Here is a 14,456-nt window from a genome sequence, read left to right as displayed (position 1 = left end):
CCGCTCCAAACCCGGCAGGCTCAGCGCAGGTCCATGCTGGCTTCGAGCTTGTCGAGGCCCCGCAACAGCGCCTTGGCCTCCGGGCCAAGGGCCGCCAGCAAGGCGGCTTCGAAAGCCAGCGCCCGCGGCACGATCTCGGCATAGACCCGCCGCCCCAGCGGCGTGAGGCTGAGGATCTCCTCGCGCCTGTCTTCCATGCTCTCGCGGCGTTTGAGCCAGCGGCGTTCCTCCAGCGCTCGCACGGCGCGGCTGACCTTGGTCTTGTGCATGGAGGAATGGGCACCGATCGCCTTCGCGCCCATCTCGTCGAATTCGCCCAATGTCGCCAGCACCCGCCATTCGGGCACCGTCAGGTCGTGCTCCGGGCCATAGACCGCCCGAAAGTCGCGCGATACCGCCGCTCCTATACGGTTGAGCCGATAGGGCAGAAAGTTCTCGAGGGTGAGCTTGGCCATGCTTTGATAGTTACATTATCGACAGTTACAACTGCAACTTCATAAATGAGCGGCCGCTTCTCTTCGGGAGGTCGCATAACCAAAGATCCGCGACCGGGAGGATGAAGATGGCTTCGATGGCGTCCCGCCTGAAGGTGATGCTTGCCGCCACATTGGGCTCGACACTGGAATGGTATGATTTCTTCATCTTCGCCGCGAGCACCGTGCTCGTCTTCAACAAGGTGTTCTTTCCTGCCGACGATCCTTTCGTGGGTACCCTACTCGGCCTCGGCACCTTTGCGGCCGGCTTCCTCGCCCGCCCCTTCGGCGGCATCGTCTTCGGCGTAATCGGTGACCGGCTCGGCCGCAAGAACACGCTGATCGTCAGCCTGTTGATGATGGGTATCGCCACCTCCGCCATCGGCCTCCTGCCGACCTATGACACCATCGGCGTCGCCGCTCCCCTCCTGCTCCTGCTCATCCGCATCTTCCAGGGCGTTGCGGTCGGCGGCGAGGCAACCGGCGCACTGACGATCGTGGCCGAATCGATGCCGGCCCAGAATCGCGGTTTCTGGACCAGCTTTCCGATGGCGAGCGGCCCGGCCGCCAATGTCCTCGCCCTCGGCATCCTCGGCCTCGTGCAGCTCTGGCTCGGCGAGGAGGCCTTCCTGGCCTGGGGCTGGCGCATTCCCTTCCTGCTTTCGATCGTGCTGATCGCCCTCGGGTTCTGGGCCCGCCGGCAGGTCGATGAATCACCGGCCTTCCTCGAGATCAAGTCGGAAACCGAAATCGCCCATGCGCCGCTGGCCGAAGCCTTTGCCACCCAGAAACTGTCGATGGCCAAGGTCTTCTTCGTCAAGGCAGCCGAGAACACCCTGCTCTATCTGTTCTCGACCTTCGTCCTGCTGCTGGCGACCACCCGGCTCGGGCTCAGCCGTGCCCAGGCCATCGATGTCGTCCTCGTCGCTTCGCTCGCCTCCCTGCCCGTCATCCTCGGTTCGGGCTGGCTCAGCGACCGCATCGGGCGCCGGCCCGTGATGATCGCAGGCTTCATCGGAGCCACGGCCGCCGCCTTTGCCCTGTTCACCCTCGCGCAGGGTGAGGCGCCATCGGCTCTCTACCTTCGCGCCATCCCGGCCCTGTGCGCCCACGGGTTCCTGCTGGGCGGCCTTGCCCCCTATGTCACCGAGATGTTCCCGACGCGCGTGCGCTACACGGCCCTCTCCGCCTCCTATCAGGCCGCATCCGTGCTCGGCGGTTCGGTCGCGCCGCTGATTGGTGCTCTCCTGATCGAGCGCACGGGTACGCCGATGTCAGTCGCCATCTATGCGGCTTTGATGGTCGTGCCGGCCCTGCTGGTGCTCATATTGACGCCGGAGACCCGTGGTAGAGCCGCAGATGGCGACGCCTCCAACCAGCCCAGCGCCAGTCCCTTCGGGCAGGAGGATCTGCAGCACCGGACGCACCTTTGATGGTTACAAACGCAACGATTATATCAGGAACGTTCGAATTCAGGAGGCGATCATGGATCTCCAGTCTCCCCGACCAGACAGCGATCGAAAAGGCGAGGCCGTCAGCGCTATCCAGGCCGGCTACATGTCGGGCTTCGGCAACGGCTTCGAAACCGAGGCACTCCCGGGCGCCCTGCCCCTCGGCCGCAACTCCCCCCAGCGCTGCGCCTATGGGCTTTATGCCGAGCAGCTCAGCGGCTCGCCTTTCACGGCACCGCGCACCACCAATGAGCGCTCCTGGCTCTACCGCATCCGGCCAACGGTGAGCCATTGGGGCGCGTTCACCAAGGCCGATATCGGTTTCTGGCGCACCGCGCCCGCCCCCGAGGTCGAGGTTCCGATCGCGCCGCTACGCTGGGATCCGCTCCCCATCCCAGCCGAACCGGTTTCCTTCCTCAACGGCGTGCACACCTTGACCACGGCCGGCGACGCCGCCACCCATGCCGGCATGGGTGCTCATGTCTATCTGATCACCCGGTCGATGGTGGACGAGTATTTCTACAATGCCGATGGCGAGCTGCTCTTCGTGCCGCAGCAGGGTTCGCTGCGCCTCGCGACGGAGTTCGGCATCATCGATATCGAGCCGGGCGAGATCGCCGTCATCCCGCGTGGCGTGAAGATCCGGGTCGAGCTCCGGGATGGCCCGGCCCGCGGCTATCTGTGCGAGAATTACGGGGGCGCCCTCACGCTGCCCGAACGCGGCCCGATCGGGGCAAATTGCCTCGCCAACCCGCGCGACTTCCTCACCCCTGTCGCCGCCTATGAGGACCGGGAGGTGCCCTCTCGCCTCTATGTCAAATGGGGCGGCATTCTCTGGTCCGCCGCGATCAACCAGTCGCCGCTCGACGTGGTGGCCTGGCACGGCAATTATGCGCCCTACAAATATGATCTCAGGCGCTATTCACCGGTCGGGCCGGTGCTCTACGACCACGCCGACCCGTCCATCTTCACCGTGCTGACCTCGCCCTCGGAAACGCCCGGCACCGCCAATATCGATTTCGTGATCTTCCCGGATCGCTGGCTGGTGGCCGAGAACACCTTCCGGCCGCCCTGGTATCATATGAACGTGATGAGCGAATTCATGGGCCTGGTCTATGGCCAGTACGATGCCAAGACTGGCGGCGGCTTCGTGCCGGGCGGCGCCTCGTTGCACAACATGATGCTACCCCATGGCCCTGATCTGGACGCCTTCGAGAAAGCGAGCCGTGTCGAACTCAAGCCGCACCGGCTGGAAAATACGCTGGCCTTCATGTTCGAATGCCGCTTTCCGCAGCGCGTGTCCGCCTATGCCGCCGGCTCCGACGCCCTGCAGAAGGACTATGGCGGCTACGGCCACAAGATGACCAAGCATTTCGACCCCAACAGGCCCTGATGTCACAGCTCGATCAAACCCATGACCCCGCTTTGACCAGTTGGGTCGCCTCCGCGAACGGCCATGCCGATTTCCCGATCCAGAACCTGCCGCTCGGCATCTTCAGCCCCGGAGGCGCGACGCCGCGCGCTGGCGTCGCCATCGGCGATGCCATCCTCGACCTGCGCGCCGTCCTCGATGGCGGCCTGCTCAGCGGCGCCGCCGAACGGGCCGCCGAAGCGAGCCGGGGCAACGACCTCAACGGCTTGCTGGCCCTAGGCCCTGGCCCACGGCGTGCCCTGCGCCAGGCGCTCTCCAGCCTCCTGGCCGAAGCCAGCTCGCTGCGTCCCAGGGTAGAGCCTTTGCTGTACAAGGCATCCGACTGCTTGCTCCAGCTGCCGGCCCGGATCGGCGACTACACCGACTTCTATGTCGGCATCCACCACGCCACCGCCGTGGGCAAGCTGTTCCGCCCCGACAATCCGCTCCTGCCCAACTACAAATATGTGCCGATCGGCTATCACGGCCGCGCCTCTTCCGTCCTTCCCTCGGGAATCGCGATCCAGCGCCCGCTCGGCCAGTCGAAACGGCCGGAGGCCGAGATTCCCGTCTTCGGCCCGAGTGCACGGCTCGACTATGAGCTCGAACTCGGCGTGTGGGTCGGACCCGGCAACGACCTCGGCGCCCCGATCGGGATATCGGCCGCAGGCGACCAGATCGCAGGCCTCTGCCTGCTCAACGACTGGTCGGCCCGCGACATCCAGGCCTGGGAATATCAGCCTCTCGGCCCCTTCCTCGCCAAAAGTTTCGCCACCACCATCTCGCCCTGGATCGTCACGGCCGAAGCGCTCGCCCCCTTCCGCATCGCGCAGGCGCCCCGCCCGGCAGGCGATCCGGCGCCGCTTGACTATCTCAACGATGCAGGCGACCAGGCCCTGGGCGCTTTCGACATCGAATTGGAGGTCCTGCTGACGACTGCCGAATTGCGCAGCCGGGGGCTCGCAGCCCATTGCCTGGCTCGCTCCAATGCGAGGCACATGTATTGGACCGTGGCGCAGATGCTAGCCCATCACACCTCCAATGGCTGCAATCTGCGCCCGGGCGATCTCATCGGTACGGGCACCATTTCGGGGCCTGGACAGGACGCCTGCGGCAGCCTGCTCGAGGCCAGCCAGGGCGGCAAGAACCCCATCCGCCTCGAAACGGGCGAGGAGCGGCGCTTCATCGAGGATGGCGACGAGGTGATCCTCAAGGGCCGCTGCCGGCGCGAAGGCTTTGCCTCCATCGGCTTCGGGGAATGCCGTGCGATGATCCGGCCAGCGCTATAGTCTCGCCATAAGGATGGAGGCTGGCGCGGGTTTGGTGTGCCGATCTCGCTCCATCACGTGATGGAACTGAGGAGATTGGCACACCGGATTTCTTGCGTATTGGCTCTGCGCATCGCCATGACAGGAAGGCAACGCGACCATGAAACTCTACACCTATTGGCGTTCCACCTCGTCCTATCGGGTCCGGATCGCCCTTGCCCTCAAGGGCCTGGAGACGGAACAGGCCTTCATTCATCTCGTGCGCAATGGCGGCGAACAGCATGGCGCGGCCTATCGGGCTCTCAATCCGCAGGAGCGCGTGCCCACGCTGGTGCTCGATGACGGCAATGCTTTGACCCAATCCCCTGCCATCATCGAATATCTCGAAGAAACCTATCCGGTACCGCCACTGCTGCCTTCCGACCCCACGCGGAGAGCCAAGGTGCGCGCCGTCGCCGCCATCATTGGCTGCGACATCCAGCCTTTGCACAATCTCGGCCCGCTGACCTATCTGCGCCGGACGCTCGGCCAGGCCGAGCCGGAGGTCGAAGCCTGGATCGCGACCTGGGCCGGCTCGGGGCTGAAGGCAGTCGAGGCGTTGATCGGCGACGGCCCCTATTGCTTCGGCGAAACACCGGGGCTGGCCGATGTCTATCTCATCCCGCAGCTCTACGCCGCCCGCCGCTTCGGCGTGCCGCTCGACGCCTATCCTCGCATCCGCCGCGTCGAGGCCGAGGCCGAAGGACATCCCGCCTTCGTCAAGGCACATCCGGCGAACCAGTCCGACAGCGAGTGAGGTGAGGAAACGAGCGGCGCGGCGCCCTAGATCTTCACCCCCTCGGTGATCAGCCCGCGCGTGATGCTGCCTGTGGTAGGCAGCAGCGGAATGAGGCAGGCCTGGAGAGCGTGGTAGATGTCGACCTTGCCGTAGAATGGTCCGGTGTTGGGCTTGAGGTCGTCGCCGAGCTGGGGGAACCAGCCACCATTTACCTTATCGATGAAGCGGGCGGCGCTGAAGTTCCAGATAGTACGGTACCATTCTTCGTAGAAACCGTCGCCATCAGTGGCGTTGAGGAAAGCCGCCGCGCCGATACCCTCGCAGCAGGGCCACCAATAGCGATCGCGAATGCGCGCCGCGCCGGTCCAGTCGAGCGTATAGTAGAAGCCGCCCTTCTCGTGATCCCAGCCGTCCTTGACAGCCTGCCGGAACAGGTTGGCAGCAGCGTCGGGCAGCCAAGTCAGCTTGCGCCCGCCCAGTTCCCAGAGCTGCAGCAAAAGGCGGGCCCATTCCAGCCAGTGGCCTGGCGTGGTGCCGTAGGGACGGAAGACCGGGCTGCCGGAATAGTCCTTGTTGAGTTGCCAATCCCGGCTGAAATGCTCGGGCAGATGCCAGCCATTCTCGGCGGCGTGGCGCCGCACGATCAGATCGGCGATGCGCTCGGCCTTGCTGAGATAGGTGTTGTCGCCGGTTGCCTCAAAGGCTGCCATCAGGGCTTCGGTCAGGTGCATGTTCGAGTTCTGGCCGCGATAATTGTCGAAGGGCTGCCAGTCCCGCGTGAACTCCTCCGCGGTGGCGCCGGGGCCTGCCTCCCAGAAATGCTCATCCAGTATGGTGGAGATGTCTGCCAGCAGCCGGTCGGCGTCGGGGTGTCCGGCGACCTTGGCGCTGGAGGCTGCGAGCAGCACGAAGGCATGGCCATAGGCCTGCTTGGTATCATCGGTCGGCCCTTCATAGCCGACGCCCCAGAAATAGCCGCCCTTGTCCTTGTCGCGATGGCCGTTCCAGATGAAGTCCATGCCGTGATCGATCATCACGTCAGCGCCGGGGCGCCCCATCAGATGGGCGATGGCAAAGCAATGCACCATGCGCGTGGTCGCATGGATCTGGCGAGTTGGCCGGCTGCCGGGCGGCTGTCCCGGCGCGAACGGCTTGCAGGCCATGTCGAGGTCGTAAAAGCCACCGAGGGGATTGAGACTGTTCTGTTCGAATACGGAGAACAGCGTATCCGCCTGCTGCAAGAGCCAGGCTCGGTGGCTTGATAACGTCACCCATTTCGGCGTGGCAGAAGCGGAAGCGGCGGACGTCATCTGAAGTCTCCTCGATACGGCATGGATTGGGGCGTCGAGCCCGCCCCTGCTTAGAACAGCTCGGACGCCCGCGCCACTGATTGGTATGAAGAAACAGCGGCGATGTGGTTGACCCACGCACGTGCATGCCTATGCTGGAGCGGCCATGATGACGCAAACATTCAACGTCGCCACCGTCTTCTTCCTCGTCGGCTAGCGGCTGACCGAAGACTGGACGCCGGTCCGCTCCGCCGGACCTGTCGCCGTGAACCACACGGCTGTCGCCGTTCGCCCCTGTCGGCAGAACGGCGCGATGATTGAGATTGTCATGCCCAAACACCCGGAAGGATGCGCGCTCGATGCTGCGCAGATCGAACGATTCATCGAAGACGGCTTCGTCCGGATCGACGGGGCCTTTTCCCGCGAACTGGCAGACGAGGCCCGCGCCATCCTATGGCGGGACATCCCCTGCGATCCCGACGATCCCGCCACCTGGACGAGCCCCGTGATCCGGCTCGGCGGCTATGGCGGCGGCCCGTTCCAGGAGGCAGCCAATACGCCCGTCCTCAGATCCGCCTTCGACCAGCTCGTCGGCAGCGGGCGCTGGTATCCGCGCGACGGGCTCGGCAGTTTCCCGGTGCGCTTTCCCCATCCGGACGATCCGGGTGACGCCGGCTGGCATGTCGACCTCTCCTTTCCAGGCGAGGACTGCGATCCCAATGAGCGCACCGACTTCTCGGCCTGGCGCGTGAACATCACCTCGCGCGGGCGGGCTCTACTCATGCTGTTCCTGTTCTCCGATATCGGGCCCGAGGATGCACCGACCCGCATCCGTGTCGGCTCGCATCTGGACATGGCTCGTTATCTCGCACCGGCAGGCGAGGCCGGCCGCTCGCACATGGATCTGGAACAGATGGGCGCCCGGCGGCAGCAGACGCTGGCCACTGGTGAGGCCGGCACGGTCTATCTCTGCCATCCGTTCCTGGTACACGCTGCCCAGAAACATCGGGGCTCGGCGCCGCGCTTTCTGGCCCAACCTCCCCTGATGCCAAAGGAGCCTTTCCGGCTGCAGCGCGAGGACGGCGACTATTCACCCGTGGAGATTGCCATCCGGCGCGCCCTCTTGGAGCGTGTGCAAACCTGACGACGGCCGCTCTCTCCGGCCGGCGACCGAAGAGAGCGGGGATGTCGCCCGCCGTTCTTCAGGAGGACATCATGGTCCAAGCCCTACGCCTGGCCACCACCGCCGACCTTCCGGCCATCGAACATATCGTCGAGGCGGCATACACGTCCTCTATATCGCACGCATCGGTCGCAAGCCCGGACCGATGCTCGATGATTATGCCGCGCTGGTGCGCGCAGGGCGTGTGCGCGTGAGCCCTCTCGACGGCAATGTCCTGGGCATCCTCGTCCTGATCCCCCAAGAGGATGCGATGCTTCTGGACAATATCGCCGTCGCTCCCGCAGCGCAGGGCCGAGGATTGGGCCGCCGCCTGCTCCAGGCTGCCGAAAACCTCGCCCGCGAAGCGGCCTATCGGCGGATCAGGCTCTACACCAATGAGGCGATGACGGAGAATATCGCGCTCTACACCCGTAGCGGCTATGTCGAAACCCATCGCGTCGAGGAAAAGGGCTTGCGCAGGGTCTATATGGAGAAAGATCTGGCCTGATGCGGGCGGCCCCTCCTTCAGCCTGCGTCGACGCTTTCCAGCCTGGCCTCGAGAGCGGCGATTTCCGACGGCGTGAAAACTTCCAGGCCTTCCGCCCGCAGGAGTGCGGCCGTGACGCCGGCACCGGCATGTTTTCGCCCGGCGAACGCGCCGTCGTAAATATAGGCACTGCCGCAGGACGGGCTACCGTCGATCAAGAGCGCGAAGCGACAGCCCTCCGCCCGCGCCAAGGCCAGAGCGCTCCGCGCCCCATCGAGATAGAGCGCGGTCACATCGGCACCGCTACGGTCGACCACGCGCGCGGTGCCCGCCAGGACATCGCGGCCCGACAGCCCCTCGGCGATCTCGGCCGGCGGCCGGGGCACGCTGAACCCTCCGGCAAGCTCGGGGCAGACGACGACGAGGCGTCCTTCGTCGCGCCAGCGCGCGAGGGCCGGATGATCCAGCGTCTTCGCCGCCCCGTCATAGCGTACCGGTCGCCCTACGAGACAGGCGCTCACCAGGATCTTGGCCGTCATCGCCACTCCGCATCGTTCCTGTGTATCGTCGCTGTGATAGGGCCATGCACACGCCGCCACAACCTTGAGCTCGCGTTCGATCCGGCTGCGGGCTCTCAGATCGTTCACGTTCCCCGGCCCTCAGAATGTCCGAATGACACGGCCTGCAAACAGGCGCTACCGAGTATTGCCGCAGCCAAACGGCACCGCTTTGGTACCTCTCTGGTATCAGTCCAGTCATACTCTGGTTCTATTCTCGGAAGCCCATGACGGGATTCGAGGATGTGACCAGGCCTCAAATATCACGAATTGTCTTAGGATTTCCACATATCGCCGGAGTTCATGTCAGACAATTTTCGACCATTCAAGCAATTAATCGATTTATCCGATGACGGCATCGTGCATGGCACTTTTTTGTATTGCCGTGTGTAGCCAGCTTTGTTACGGGATGGCGCAAGCTTGTGATGAAGTTATGGAGCTGCAGACGCCTTATTTGCCAGGAGATGCTTAACTTTAGCATTCAAGTGCAGATTTCGATTGCGAAAACTTAACGTCATGCAAGTAAATGCCAGCCGGAGGAGGAAGACAGGCGCTCCCTCCTCCGGCTTTTCTTTGCTTGCTGCCCCGGCGCCCTATCACCCCAGCGGGCAAGCAGCCTGTTCAGCTCCCTGTCAAACCGGACCGACAAGACACCTTGGCGCAGTCTCTCAGGCGGCGCCCTGCCGGCGGTTGAAGGGTAAGGCTTCGATACCCGCAAAGCGTGCCTTGGGTCCCAGGGTCTCCTCGATGCGCAGGGCTTCGTTCCATTTCGCCATGCGTTCGGAGCGAGCGAAGGATCCGACCTTGAGCTGGCCGGCGTGCCAGCCAATGGCGAGGTGTACGATGGCGACATCCTCGGTCTCGCCGGAGCGGGCCGACACGATCGTGCCAAAACCGGCACGCCGTCCCGCCTCGCAGGCAGCCCTCGCCTCGCTGACCGTGCCGGCCTGGTTGACCTTCACCAGCACGGCATTGACGGTTTGGTTCCTCACCGCCTCTTCGACCAACCCGGCATTGGTAACCAGGAAATCATCGCCGATCACCTGAATGCGATGACCCACGGCCGCGGTAAAGCGTGCGAGCCCCTCGGCATCATCCTCGGCAAAGGGATCTTCGATCGAAAGAATGGGATAGCGCTCACACCAGCCGAGGAGATAATCCGCCATGCCGTCCCGATCGAGCTCGCGCCCTTCCAGGCCGAGCCGATAGCGCCCGCCGCGGCCAAATTCGGAGGCGGCGACATCGAGCGAGATCACCACCTCGTCGCCCGGCGTGAAACCGGCGCGCTCGATGGCCAGGACCAGGGTATCAAGCGCCTCTTCATTGGAGCTGAAGGCCGGCCACCAGCCTCCTTCATCCGCGACGCCCTGCAGCAGGCCGCGCTCGGCCATGATCCTGCCGGCCGCAAGATAGACCTCGGCCGTGGTTTCGAGCGCCTCGGCGAAGCTCGCCGCCTTCGGCGCCATCACCATGAAATCCTGGATGTCGGTGCGGCGGCCGGCATGGGCCCCTCCGCCGAAGATCTGGATTTCCGGCAGGGGAAGCGTGACCGCCTCCTCCCCTGCCAGATATCGCCATAGCGGCAAGCCTCGGCTGGCGGCGGCGGCGTGCAGCACAGCGAGCGAGACGGCGACGGTGGCATTGCCGCCGAGTCTTTGCTTGGTCGGCGTGCCGTCCAGCGCGATCAGCGCCTCGTCCAACCCCGCCTGGTCGAACGGGTCGCGGCCGATCAGTAGCGGCGCGATCTCCCCGCGCACGCTGGCAATTGCCCCTTGGACATCGAGGCCCCCCAGCTTTTCGCCGCCATCGCGGCGCTCGAGCGCCTCGCGGCTGCCGCGGGACGCACCGGCCGGCGCGATCCCCCGCGCGATCGTGCCGTCGCTGAGCTCGACTTCGGCTTCGACGGTGGGGCGACCACGGGAGTCCCAGATACGGCGGGCAGCAAGTCTACGGATGGCTATATCGATCATTGGCGGGTCCAGGCATTGGCGATGGCGATCAGGTCTTCAACGGGATCGGCGATCAGAGGCCTGGCGAAGCGGCGCACGGCTTTCCGTTCCTCCTCCAACGTCAGATATTCGACGGGCGACTTGCCATCCACGCGCGCCAGAAACAGCACAGGCAGTAGGGCGGCGGCCCTGGCCTCGAAAGCGGCGCGGTCCTCCCAGTCGATCCTGGCGAAATAAGCGTTGACCAAAGCCTCGAAGGCATCACGATAGGCCGCGCGGGGCACGCCCTGCCGAGCCCCCTTCAACATGAGATGATTGAGGCAGAAGGCGAGATCGAAAGCCGGATCGCCAAAGCAAGCACATTCGGCATCGAGGAAAACGGGGCCCGTCTGCCCGCACAGGATGTTCTTCGGGCTGACATCGCCATGGATCAGAGCCTTCCTGGTGGCGAGCGTGCGGGCGGCGACGGCCTTAATCTTGGCCGACAGATCGGGATGGGCGCGGGCTGTGGCGATGAGATAGGGCTCGATGCGGATCGGCCCGAAGGTCGCGTCATTGGCAAAGCGCACCGCAAGCCCGGCTTCCTGCGCGCTGGCGGCATGAATGAGGCCGAGATCGGCGCCGACGCGGCCCACAAATGCCGTATCGATCTGCTGGTCCAGCAACTGCGCCTTCCAGACCGGATTAAGCTCGGGGGACAAAAAGGCCATGGCAAACAGGCCAAGTTGCTCGTCCTCGCCAAGCAAAGTGGGTACGCCGTCGGGCAACCAACGGCCGACCTGGCGGATCCAGGCCGCCTCCGCCGCATTGCGGTTCGTCGGCGCCTCCCAGACGGCTGCCACCTTGAGGCGAGCCAGCGCCCGCTTGACGCAAAAGCGCCGGTTCGAGGTTTCGACCAGGTGGATGTCGGAGGAAACCCCGCCCGTCAACGCTGTAAAGCGCGCCGTCTCTTTCTGCCCGAGCAGCCCCATCCGGCGCAACGCGGCGGGGAGCGTCAGCGAGGCATCATCGGATTGGTGATCGGATTGCGCCATCGGATCCTCATCTGGCCGCAGGACGAAGGCCGTCGAGCACGGCCCGGATGAGCGTCCGCCATTCTTCCCCATTCGCCCCCGCTGCAATGGACAGCGCCGCCCTGTCATAGACAGCCGACAGGAGCAGCGCCGCCTCTTCGACGGGCACAGGCCGCAACCGCCCCCTTGCGATAGCGGCGGCGACGCCTTCGCGCAACGTGCGTCCGCCATGGGCGGCATCGATGGCATCCACCGTCTCACGGCCCAGCACGGCCGGCGCCTCGATCAGCAAGAGCCGGGTACGTCCGGGTTCGGACATGGCGACCAGAAAAGCCTCGCCGCCGGCGATCAGTGCCTCCATCGCGCCGGGTTCTTCCGGTGCCGCCCGCTCGATCTCGTCGGCCAGCGCGGCATTCTCTGCCTCGACGACAGCCCGGAACAGCGCCTGCTTGTCGGCGAAATGATGATAGAGCGCACCACGGGTCACCCCCGCTTCCGCTACCAATTCGGGCGTTCCCGTATCGGCATAGCCCTTGGACACGAACAGGCGCCGTGCAGCCGCGATCAAGGCCGCCCGGGTTCTCAGCGTCCGATCTTGATTGGAGCGTCGGCTATCTTCTTGCATACATACAGCCTGTATGTTACTGAAAAACATTCAGACTGTATGTTTAAAAGGGAGACGCAGGAATGTCCATGAAGATCACCAGCTATTATCCCGTGATCATGACAAGGCAGGTGGCCGCCACCGCGGCCTTCTATGTCGAGCATCTGGGCTTCCGGATCCTGTTCGAGACCGACTGGTATGTGCATTTGCAATCGGCGGCCGACGAGACCATCAATCTCGCCGTGCTCGACAGCGATCACCATACCATTCCCGAACAGGGGCGCGGCGGGCAGGTCGGCGGCCTTCTGCTCAATTTCGAAGTCACCGACGTCGATGCCGAATATGCACGGCTCAAGCAGGCAGGTTTACCGATCCTGCTCGAATTGCGCGACGAGGCATTCGGGCAGCGCCATTTCATCACGGCCGATCCCAATGGCGTACTGATCGACGTGATCAAGCCCATCCCTCCTACGCAGGAATTCGCCGGCAATTATGCCATCGACGCGGCATCGCCGTGAAACCCAACTCGGAAGGACATTCAAATGGGTGTCCTCGTGCGCCGAGGAGAATGCCCGATCCGTGCCCGACAATGGTCACATGGATTCAATAGGCTTGCGGGATAAACCTCCTTCATGGCGCAATGCGCGCCATGACAGGTGAACACAGGAGCTCTTGATGTCCGATCTTATTGTCGTCGGCTTTGATTCCATCGATGAGGCAGACAAGGTTCTGCTCAAGCTGGACGCGCTCAAGAAGGAATATCTGGTCGATCTCGAAGATGCGGTAGTGGTCACCCGCAATGCCGAGGGCAAGGTTCATCTCAAGCAGAGCATCAACCTGACCGGCATCGGCGCTAGTTCGGGCCTGCTCTCCGGGGCGCTGTGGGGCGGGCTTGTCGGCCTGCTCTTCCTCAATCCGCTGGCCGGCTTCGCCATCGGCGGCGCCGTCGGCGCGGGCGTCGGCGCCCTCTCCGGCTCCTTGGCTGATTACGGCATCGACGACGACTTCATCAAGTCGCTCGGCCAGACCATTCCCAACAATTCATCAGCCCTGTTCGTGCTGGTCCGCAAGGTCCAGCCCGAGAAGGTTCTGGCCGAATTCAGCGGCCTCAAGGGGCGGGTGATCAAGACCTCGCTGTCGCCGGAACAGGAGCAGAAGCTGCAGGAGGCCCTGTCGGCAGCGCCCGCTACGACCAACGGCTAAGTCCTTTGCTCACATGCAGCGGCCAACCCAGCGGCACGCCGCTGCATGTCCTCGCCTGGGTTCTGCGTCCGGAAGCGGAATGCCTCAACGCCCGGTCTCTTCAAGCGAGGCGAAATCGCTTTGCGTCATCTGGTAGCGTCTCCAGATCGCACCTTGATCATCGCGCACGCCGGCGTCGCTCAGGCCCAGCTTCTGCGCGACGCGCAGCGAAGCGGTATTGCGGGGAGCGATCTCTGCCATGACCCTGTCAGCCTTCAGCGTGGTAAAGGCGTGTCGAATCACCGGCATCGCCGCCTCGGTCGCATATCCCCTGCCCCAGGCCTCCCGCACCAGCCGCCAGCCGATCTCGATCTCGGGCCCGATGCCGTCCGCCGGAATGAGCAGGATCCAGCCCAGGAAGCGATTGGGCTGATGCTTTTCGACAACAGTCCCATAGCCCAGTCCTGGCCCGTAATCGGCCTGCATGCGCCGCCTGACGAAGGCTTCGTGCTGCTCCGGATCGTGCCACGGGCCAGGAATATGCTTCGTGACTTCCACATCGCGATCCATGACGAGACAGGCCTCGAAGTCGACCATGGTACGCGGCCGCACCAGCAGGCGCTGCGTTTCGAAACTCGGCAGCACGGCATCCCTCCTTCAACCCGGCGCGATCGGCAGGTGCCTTAGCCCCGCAATGCGGGAGCGAACAACACATCTCATCCATGCAAATTTGCATCGCGATCCGCAAGGTTTCCAGTCCATGCCGGGTGTGGCGACAATTCCAGCAAAAGGAAAACTTTGCACTGGTTTGAAAGATTTTGATCGTATATGA

The 14,456-nt window shown here is 64.1% G+C and carries 15 protein-coding genes; 8 read left to right on the top strand and 7 right to left on the bottom strand.

All coding sequences use genetic code 11. The features are described from left to right. Positions 1-20: 20 nt before the first annotated feature. A complete protein-coding gene (locus ACN6KF_RS05930; RefSeq protein ID WP_434955950.1) occupies positions 21-455 on the bottom strand; it encodes a MarR family winged helix-turn-helix transcriptional regulator in 435 nt (144 codons plus the stop codon). 107 nt (positions 456-562) lie between these two features. Between ACN6KF_RS05930 and ACN6KF_RS05925 the strand changes: the two genes are divergently transcribed. The 4 genes from ACN6KF_RS05925 (at position 563) to maiA (ending at position 5,399) form a co-directional block, all read left to right on the top strand. After that, complete coding sequence (locus ACN6KF_RS05925; protein WP_434955949.1) at positions 563-1,906, top strand: MFS transporter; 1,344 nt, start codon at positions 563-565, stop codon at positions 1,904-1,906. A 52-nt stretch (positions 1,907-1,958) separates the two neighbouring features. Beyond that, positions 1,959-3,317 carry a homogentisate 1,2-dioxygenase gene (gene hmgA, locus ACN6KF_RS05920; protein ID WP_434955948.1) on the top strand — a complete coding sequence of 453 codons (1,359 nt, stop codon included), beginning with the start codon at positions 1,959-1,961 and terminating at the stop codon, positions 3,315-3,317. Next, positions 3,317-4,624 (top strand): fumarylacetoacetase, encoded by a 1,308-nt coding sequence (gene fahA, locus ACN6KF_RS05915; protein ID WP_434955947.1) that lies wholly within the window; start codon positions 3,317-3,319, stop codon positions 4,622-4,624. Before hmgA ends, fahA begins: the two co-directional genes overlap by 1 nt. Before the next feature lie 139 nt (positions 4,625-4,763). After that, complete coding sequence (maiA, locus tag ACN6KF_RS05910) at positions 4,764-5,399, top strand: maleylacetoacetate isomerase (RefSeq protein ID WP_434955946.1); 636 nt, start codon at positions 4,764-4,766, stop codon at positions 5,397-5,399. 26 nt (positions 5,400-5,425) lie between these two features. Here the strand turns inward: maiA and ACN6KF_RS05905 are convergent, their stop codons facing one another. Beyond that, positions 5,426-6,691: an AGE family epimerase/isomerase gene (locus tag ACN6KF_RS05905; protein ID WP_434955945.1), complete on the bottom strand. Its 1,266-nt coding sequence runs from the start codon at positions 6,689-6,691 to the stop codon at positions 5,426-5,428. A 307-nt stretch (positions 6,692-6,998) separates the two neighbouring features. Here ACN6KF_RS05905 and ACN6KF_RS05900 point away from each other — a divergent pair, with 307 nt between their 5' ends. Both ACN6KF_RS05900 and ACN6KF_RS05895 read left to right on the top strand, forming a co-directional pair. Next, complete coding sequence (locus ACN6KF_RS05900; protein WP_434955944.1) at positions 6,999-7,814, top strand: phytanoyl-CoA dioxygenase family protein; 816 nt, start codon at positions 6,999-7,001, stop codon at positions 7,812-7,814. 184 nt (positions 7,815-7,998) lie between these two features. Then, positions 7,999-8,340: a GNAT family N-acetyltransferase gene (locus tag ACN6KF_RS05895; protein ID WP_434955943.1), complete on the top strand. Its 342-nt coding sequence runs from the start codon at positions 7,999-8,001 to the stop codon at positions 8,338-8,340. A 17-nt stretch (positions 8,341-8,357) separates the two neighbouring features. On the opposite strand, the gene ACN6KF_RS05890 is transcribed toward ACN6KF_RS05895, so the two are convergent. The 4 genes from ACN6KF_RS05890 to ACN6KF_RS05875 all read right to left on the bottom strand — a co-directional run bounded on the left by ACN6KF_RS05890 (position 8,358) and on the right by ACN6KF_RS05875 (position 12,463). Next, positions 8,358-8,858: a 2-thiouracil desulfurase family protein gene (locus tag ACN6KF_RS05890; RefSeq protein ID WP_434955942.1), complete on the bottom strand. Its 501-nt coding sequence runs from the start codon at positions 8,856-8,858 to the stop codon at positions 8,358-8,360. Between the two features lie 686 nt (positions 8,859-9,544). After that, positions 9,545-10,846, bottom strand: coding sequence for a phosphopyruvate hydratase (eno, locus tag ACN6KF_RS05885; protein ID WP_434955941.1), 1,302 nt, complete (start codon positions 10,844-10,846; stop codon positions 9,545-9,547). Then, the gene (locus ACN6KF_RS05880) at positions 10,843-11,859 is read right to left on the bottom strand and encodes a phosphotransferase family protein (RefSeq protein ID WP_434955940.1); all 1,017 of its coding nucleotides are present in this window, start codon (positions 11,857-11,859) and stop codon (positions 10,843-10,845) included. Before ACN6KF_RS05880 ends, eno begins: the two co-directional genes overlap by 4 nt. A 7-nt stretch (positions 11,860-11,866) precedes the next feature. After that, a complete protein-coding gene (locus ACN6KF_RS05875) occupies positions 11,867-12,463 on the bottom strand; it encodes a TetR/AcrR family transcriptional regulator (RefSeq protein WP_434955939.1) in 597 nt (198 codons plus the stop codon). 68 nt (positions 12,464-12,531) lie between these two features. On the opposite strand from ACN6KF_RS05875, the gene ACN6KF_RS05870 reads away from it, so the two are divergent. Together ACN6KF_RS05870 and ACN6KF_RS05865 are read left to right on the top strand one after the other, a co-directional pair. Next, positions 12,532-12,960, top strand: coding sequence for a VOC family protein (locus tag ACN6KF_RS05870; RefSeq protein ID WP_434959620.1), 429 nt, complete (start codon positions 12,532-12,534; stop codon positions 12,958-12,960). A gap of 157 nt (positions 12,961-13,117) precedes the next feature. Beyond that, positions 13,118-13,645 carry a DUF1269 domain-containing protein gene (locus ACN6KF_RS05865; RefSeq protein WP_434955938.1) on the top strand — a complete coding sequence of 176 codons (528 nt, stop codon included), beginning with the start codon at positions 13,118-13,120 and terminating at the stop codon, positions 13,643-13,645. A gap of 84 nt (positions 13,646-13,729) precedes the next feature. Here ACN6KF_RS05865 and ACN6KF_RS05860 read toward each other — a convergent pair whose 3' ends face one another. Continuing rightward, a complete protein-coding gene (locus ACN6KF_RS05860) occupies positions 13,730-14,269 on the bottom strand; it encodes a GNAT family N-acetyltransferase (RefSeq protein ID WP_434955937.1) in 540 nt (179 codons plus the stop codon). Positions 14,270-14,456 lie beyond the last annotated feature (187 nt).

The organism is Labrys methylaminiphilus subsp. lupini, assembly GCF_051161885.1.
In the GTDB taxonomy this organism is placed as follows: domain Bacteria; phylum Pseudomonadota; class Alphaproteobacteria; order Rhizobiales; family Labraceae; genus Labrys.
Note: the sequence above shows the minus strand (reverse complement) of the source record. Positions and strands in the feature narration are given on the sequence as shown.

Coding starts and splice junctions, on each gene's coding strand:
- ACN6KF_RS05930 (WP_434955950.1), bottom strand. CDS start 455: ATGGCCAAGCTCACCCTCGAGAACTTTCTGCCCTATCGGCTCAACCGT.
- ACN6KF_RS05925 (WP_434955949.1), top strand. CDS start 563: ATGGCTTCGATGGCGTCCCGCCTGAAGGTGATGCTTGCCGCCACATTG.
- hmgA (WP_434955948.1), top strand. CDS start 1,959: ATGGATCTCCAGTCTCCCCGACCAGACAGCGATCGAAAAGGCGAGGCC.
- fahA (WP_434955947.1), top strand. CDS start 3,317: ATGTCACAGCTCGATCAAACCCATGACCCCGCTTTGACCAGTTGGGTC.
- maiA (WP_434955946.1), top strand. CDS start 4,764: ATGAAACTCTACACCTATTGGCGTTCCACCTCGTCCTATCGGGTCCGG.
- ACN6KF_RS05905 (WP_434955945.1), bottom strand. CDS start 6,691: ATGACGTCCGCCGCTTCCGCTTCTGCCACGCCGAAATGGGTGACGTTA.
- ACN6KF_RS05900 (WP_434955944.1), top strand. CDS start 6,999: ATGCCCAAACACCCGGAAGGATGCGCGCTCGATGCTGCGCAGATCGAA.
- ACN6KF_RS05895 (WP_434955943.1), top strand. CDS start 7,999: ATGCTCGATGATTATGCCGCGCTGGTGCGCGCAGGGCGTGTGCGCGTG.
- ACN6KF_RS05890 (WP_434955942.1), bottom strand. CDS start 8,858: ATGACGGCCAAGATCCTGGTGAGCGCCTGTCTCGTAGGGCGACCGGTA.
- eno (WP_434955941.1), bottom strand. CDS start 10,846: ATGATCGATATAGCCATCCGTAGACTTGCTGCCCGCCGTATCTGGGAC.
- ACN6KF_RS05880 (WP_434955940.1), bottom strand. CDS start 11,859: ATGGCGCAATCCGATCACCAATCCGATGATGCCTCGCTGACGCTCCCC.
- ACN6KF_RS05875 (WP_434955939.1), bottom strand. CDS start 12,463: ATGCAAGAAGATAGCCGACGCTCCAATCAAGATCGGACGCTGAGAACC.
- ACN6KF_RS05870 (WP_434959620.1), top strand. CDS start 12,532: ATGAAGATCACCAGCTATTATCCCGTGATCATGACAAGGCAGGTGGCC.
- ACN6KF_RS05865 (WP_434955938.1), top strand. CDS start 13,118: ATGTCCGATCTTATTGTCGTCGGCTTTGATTCCATCGATGAGGCAGAC.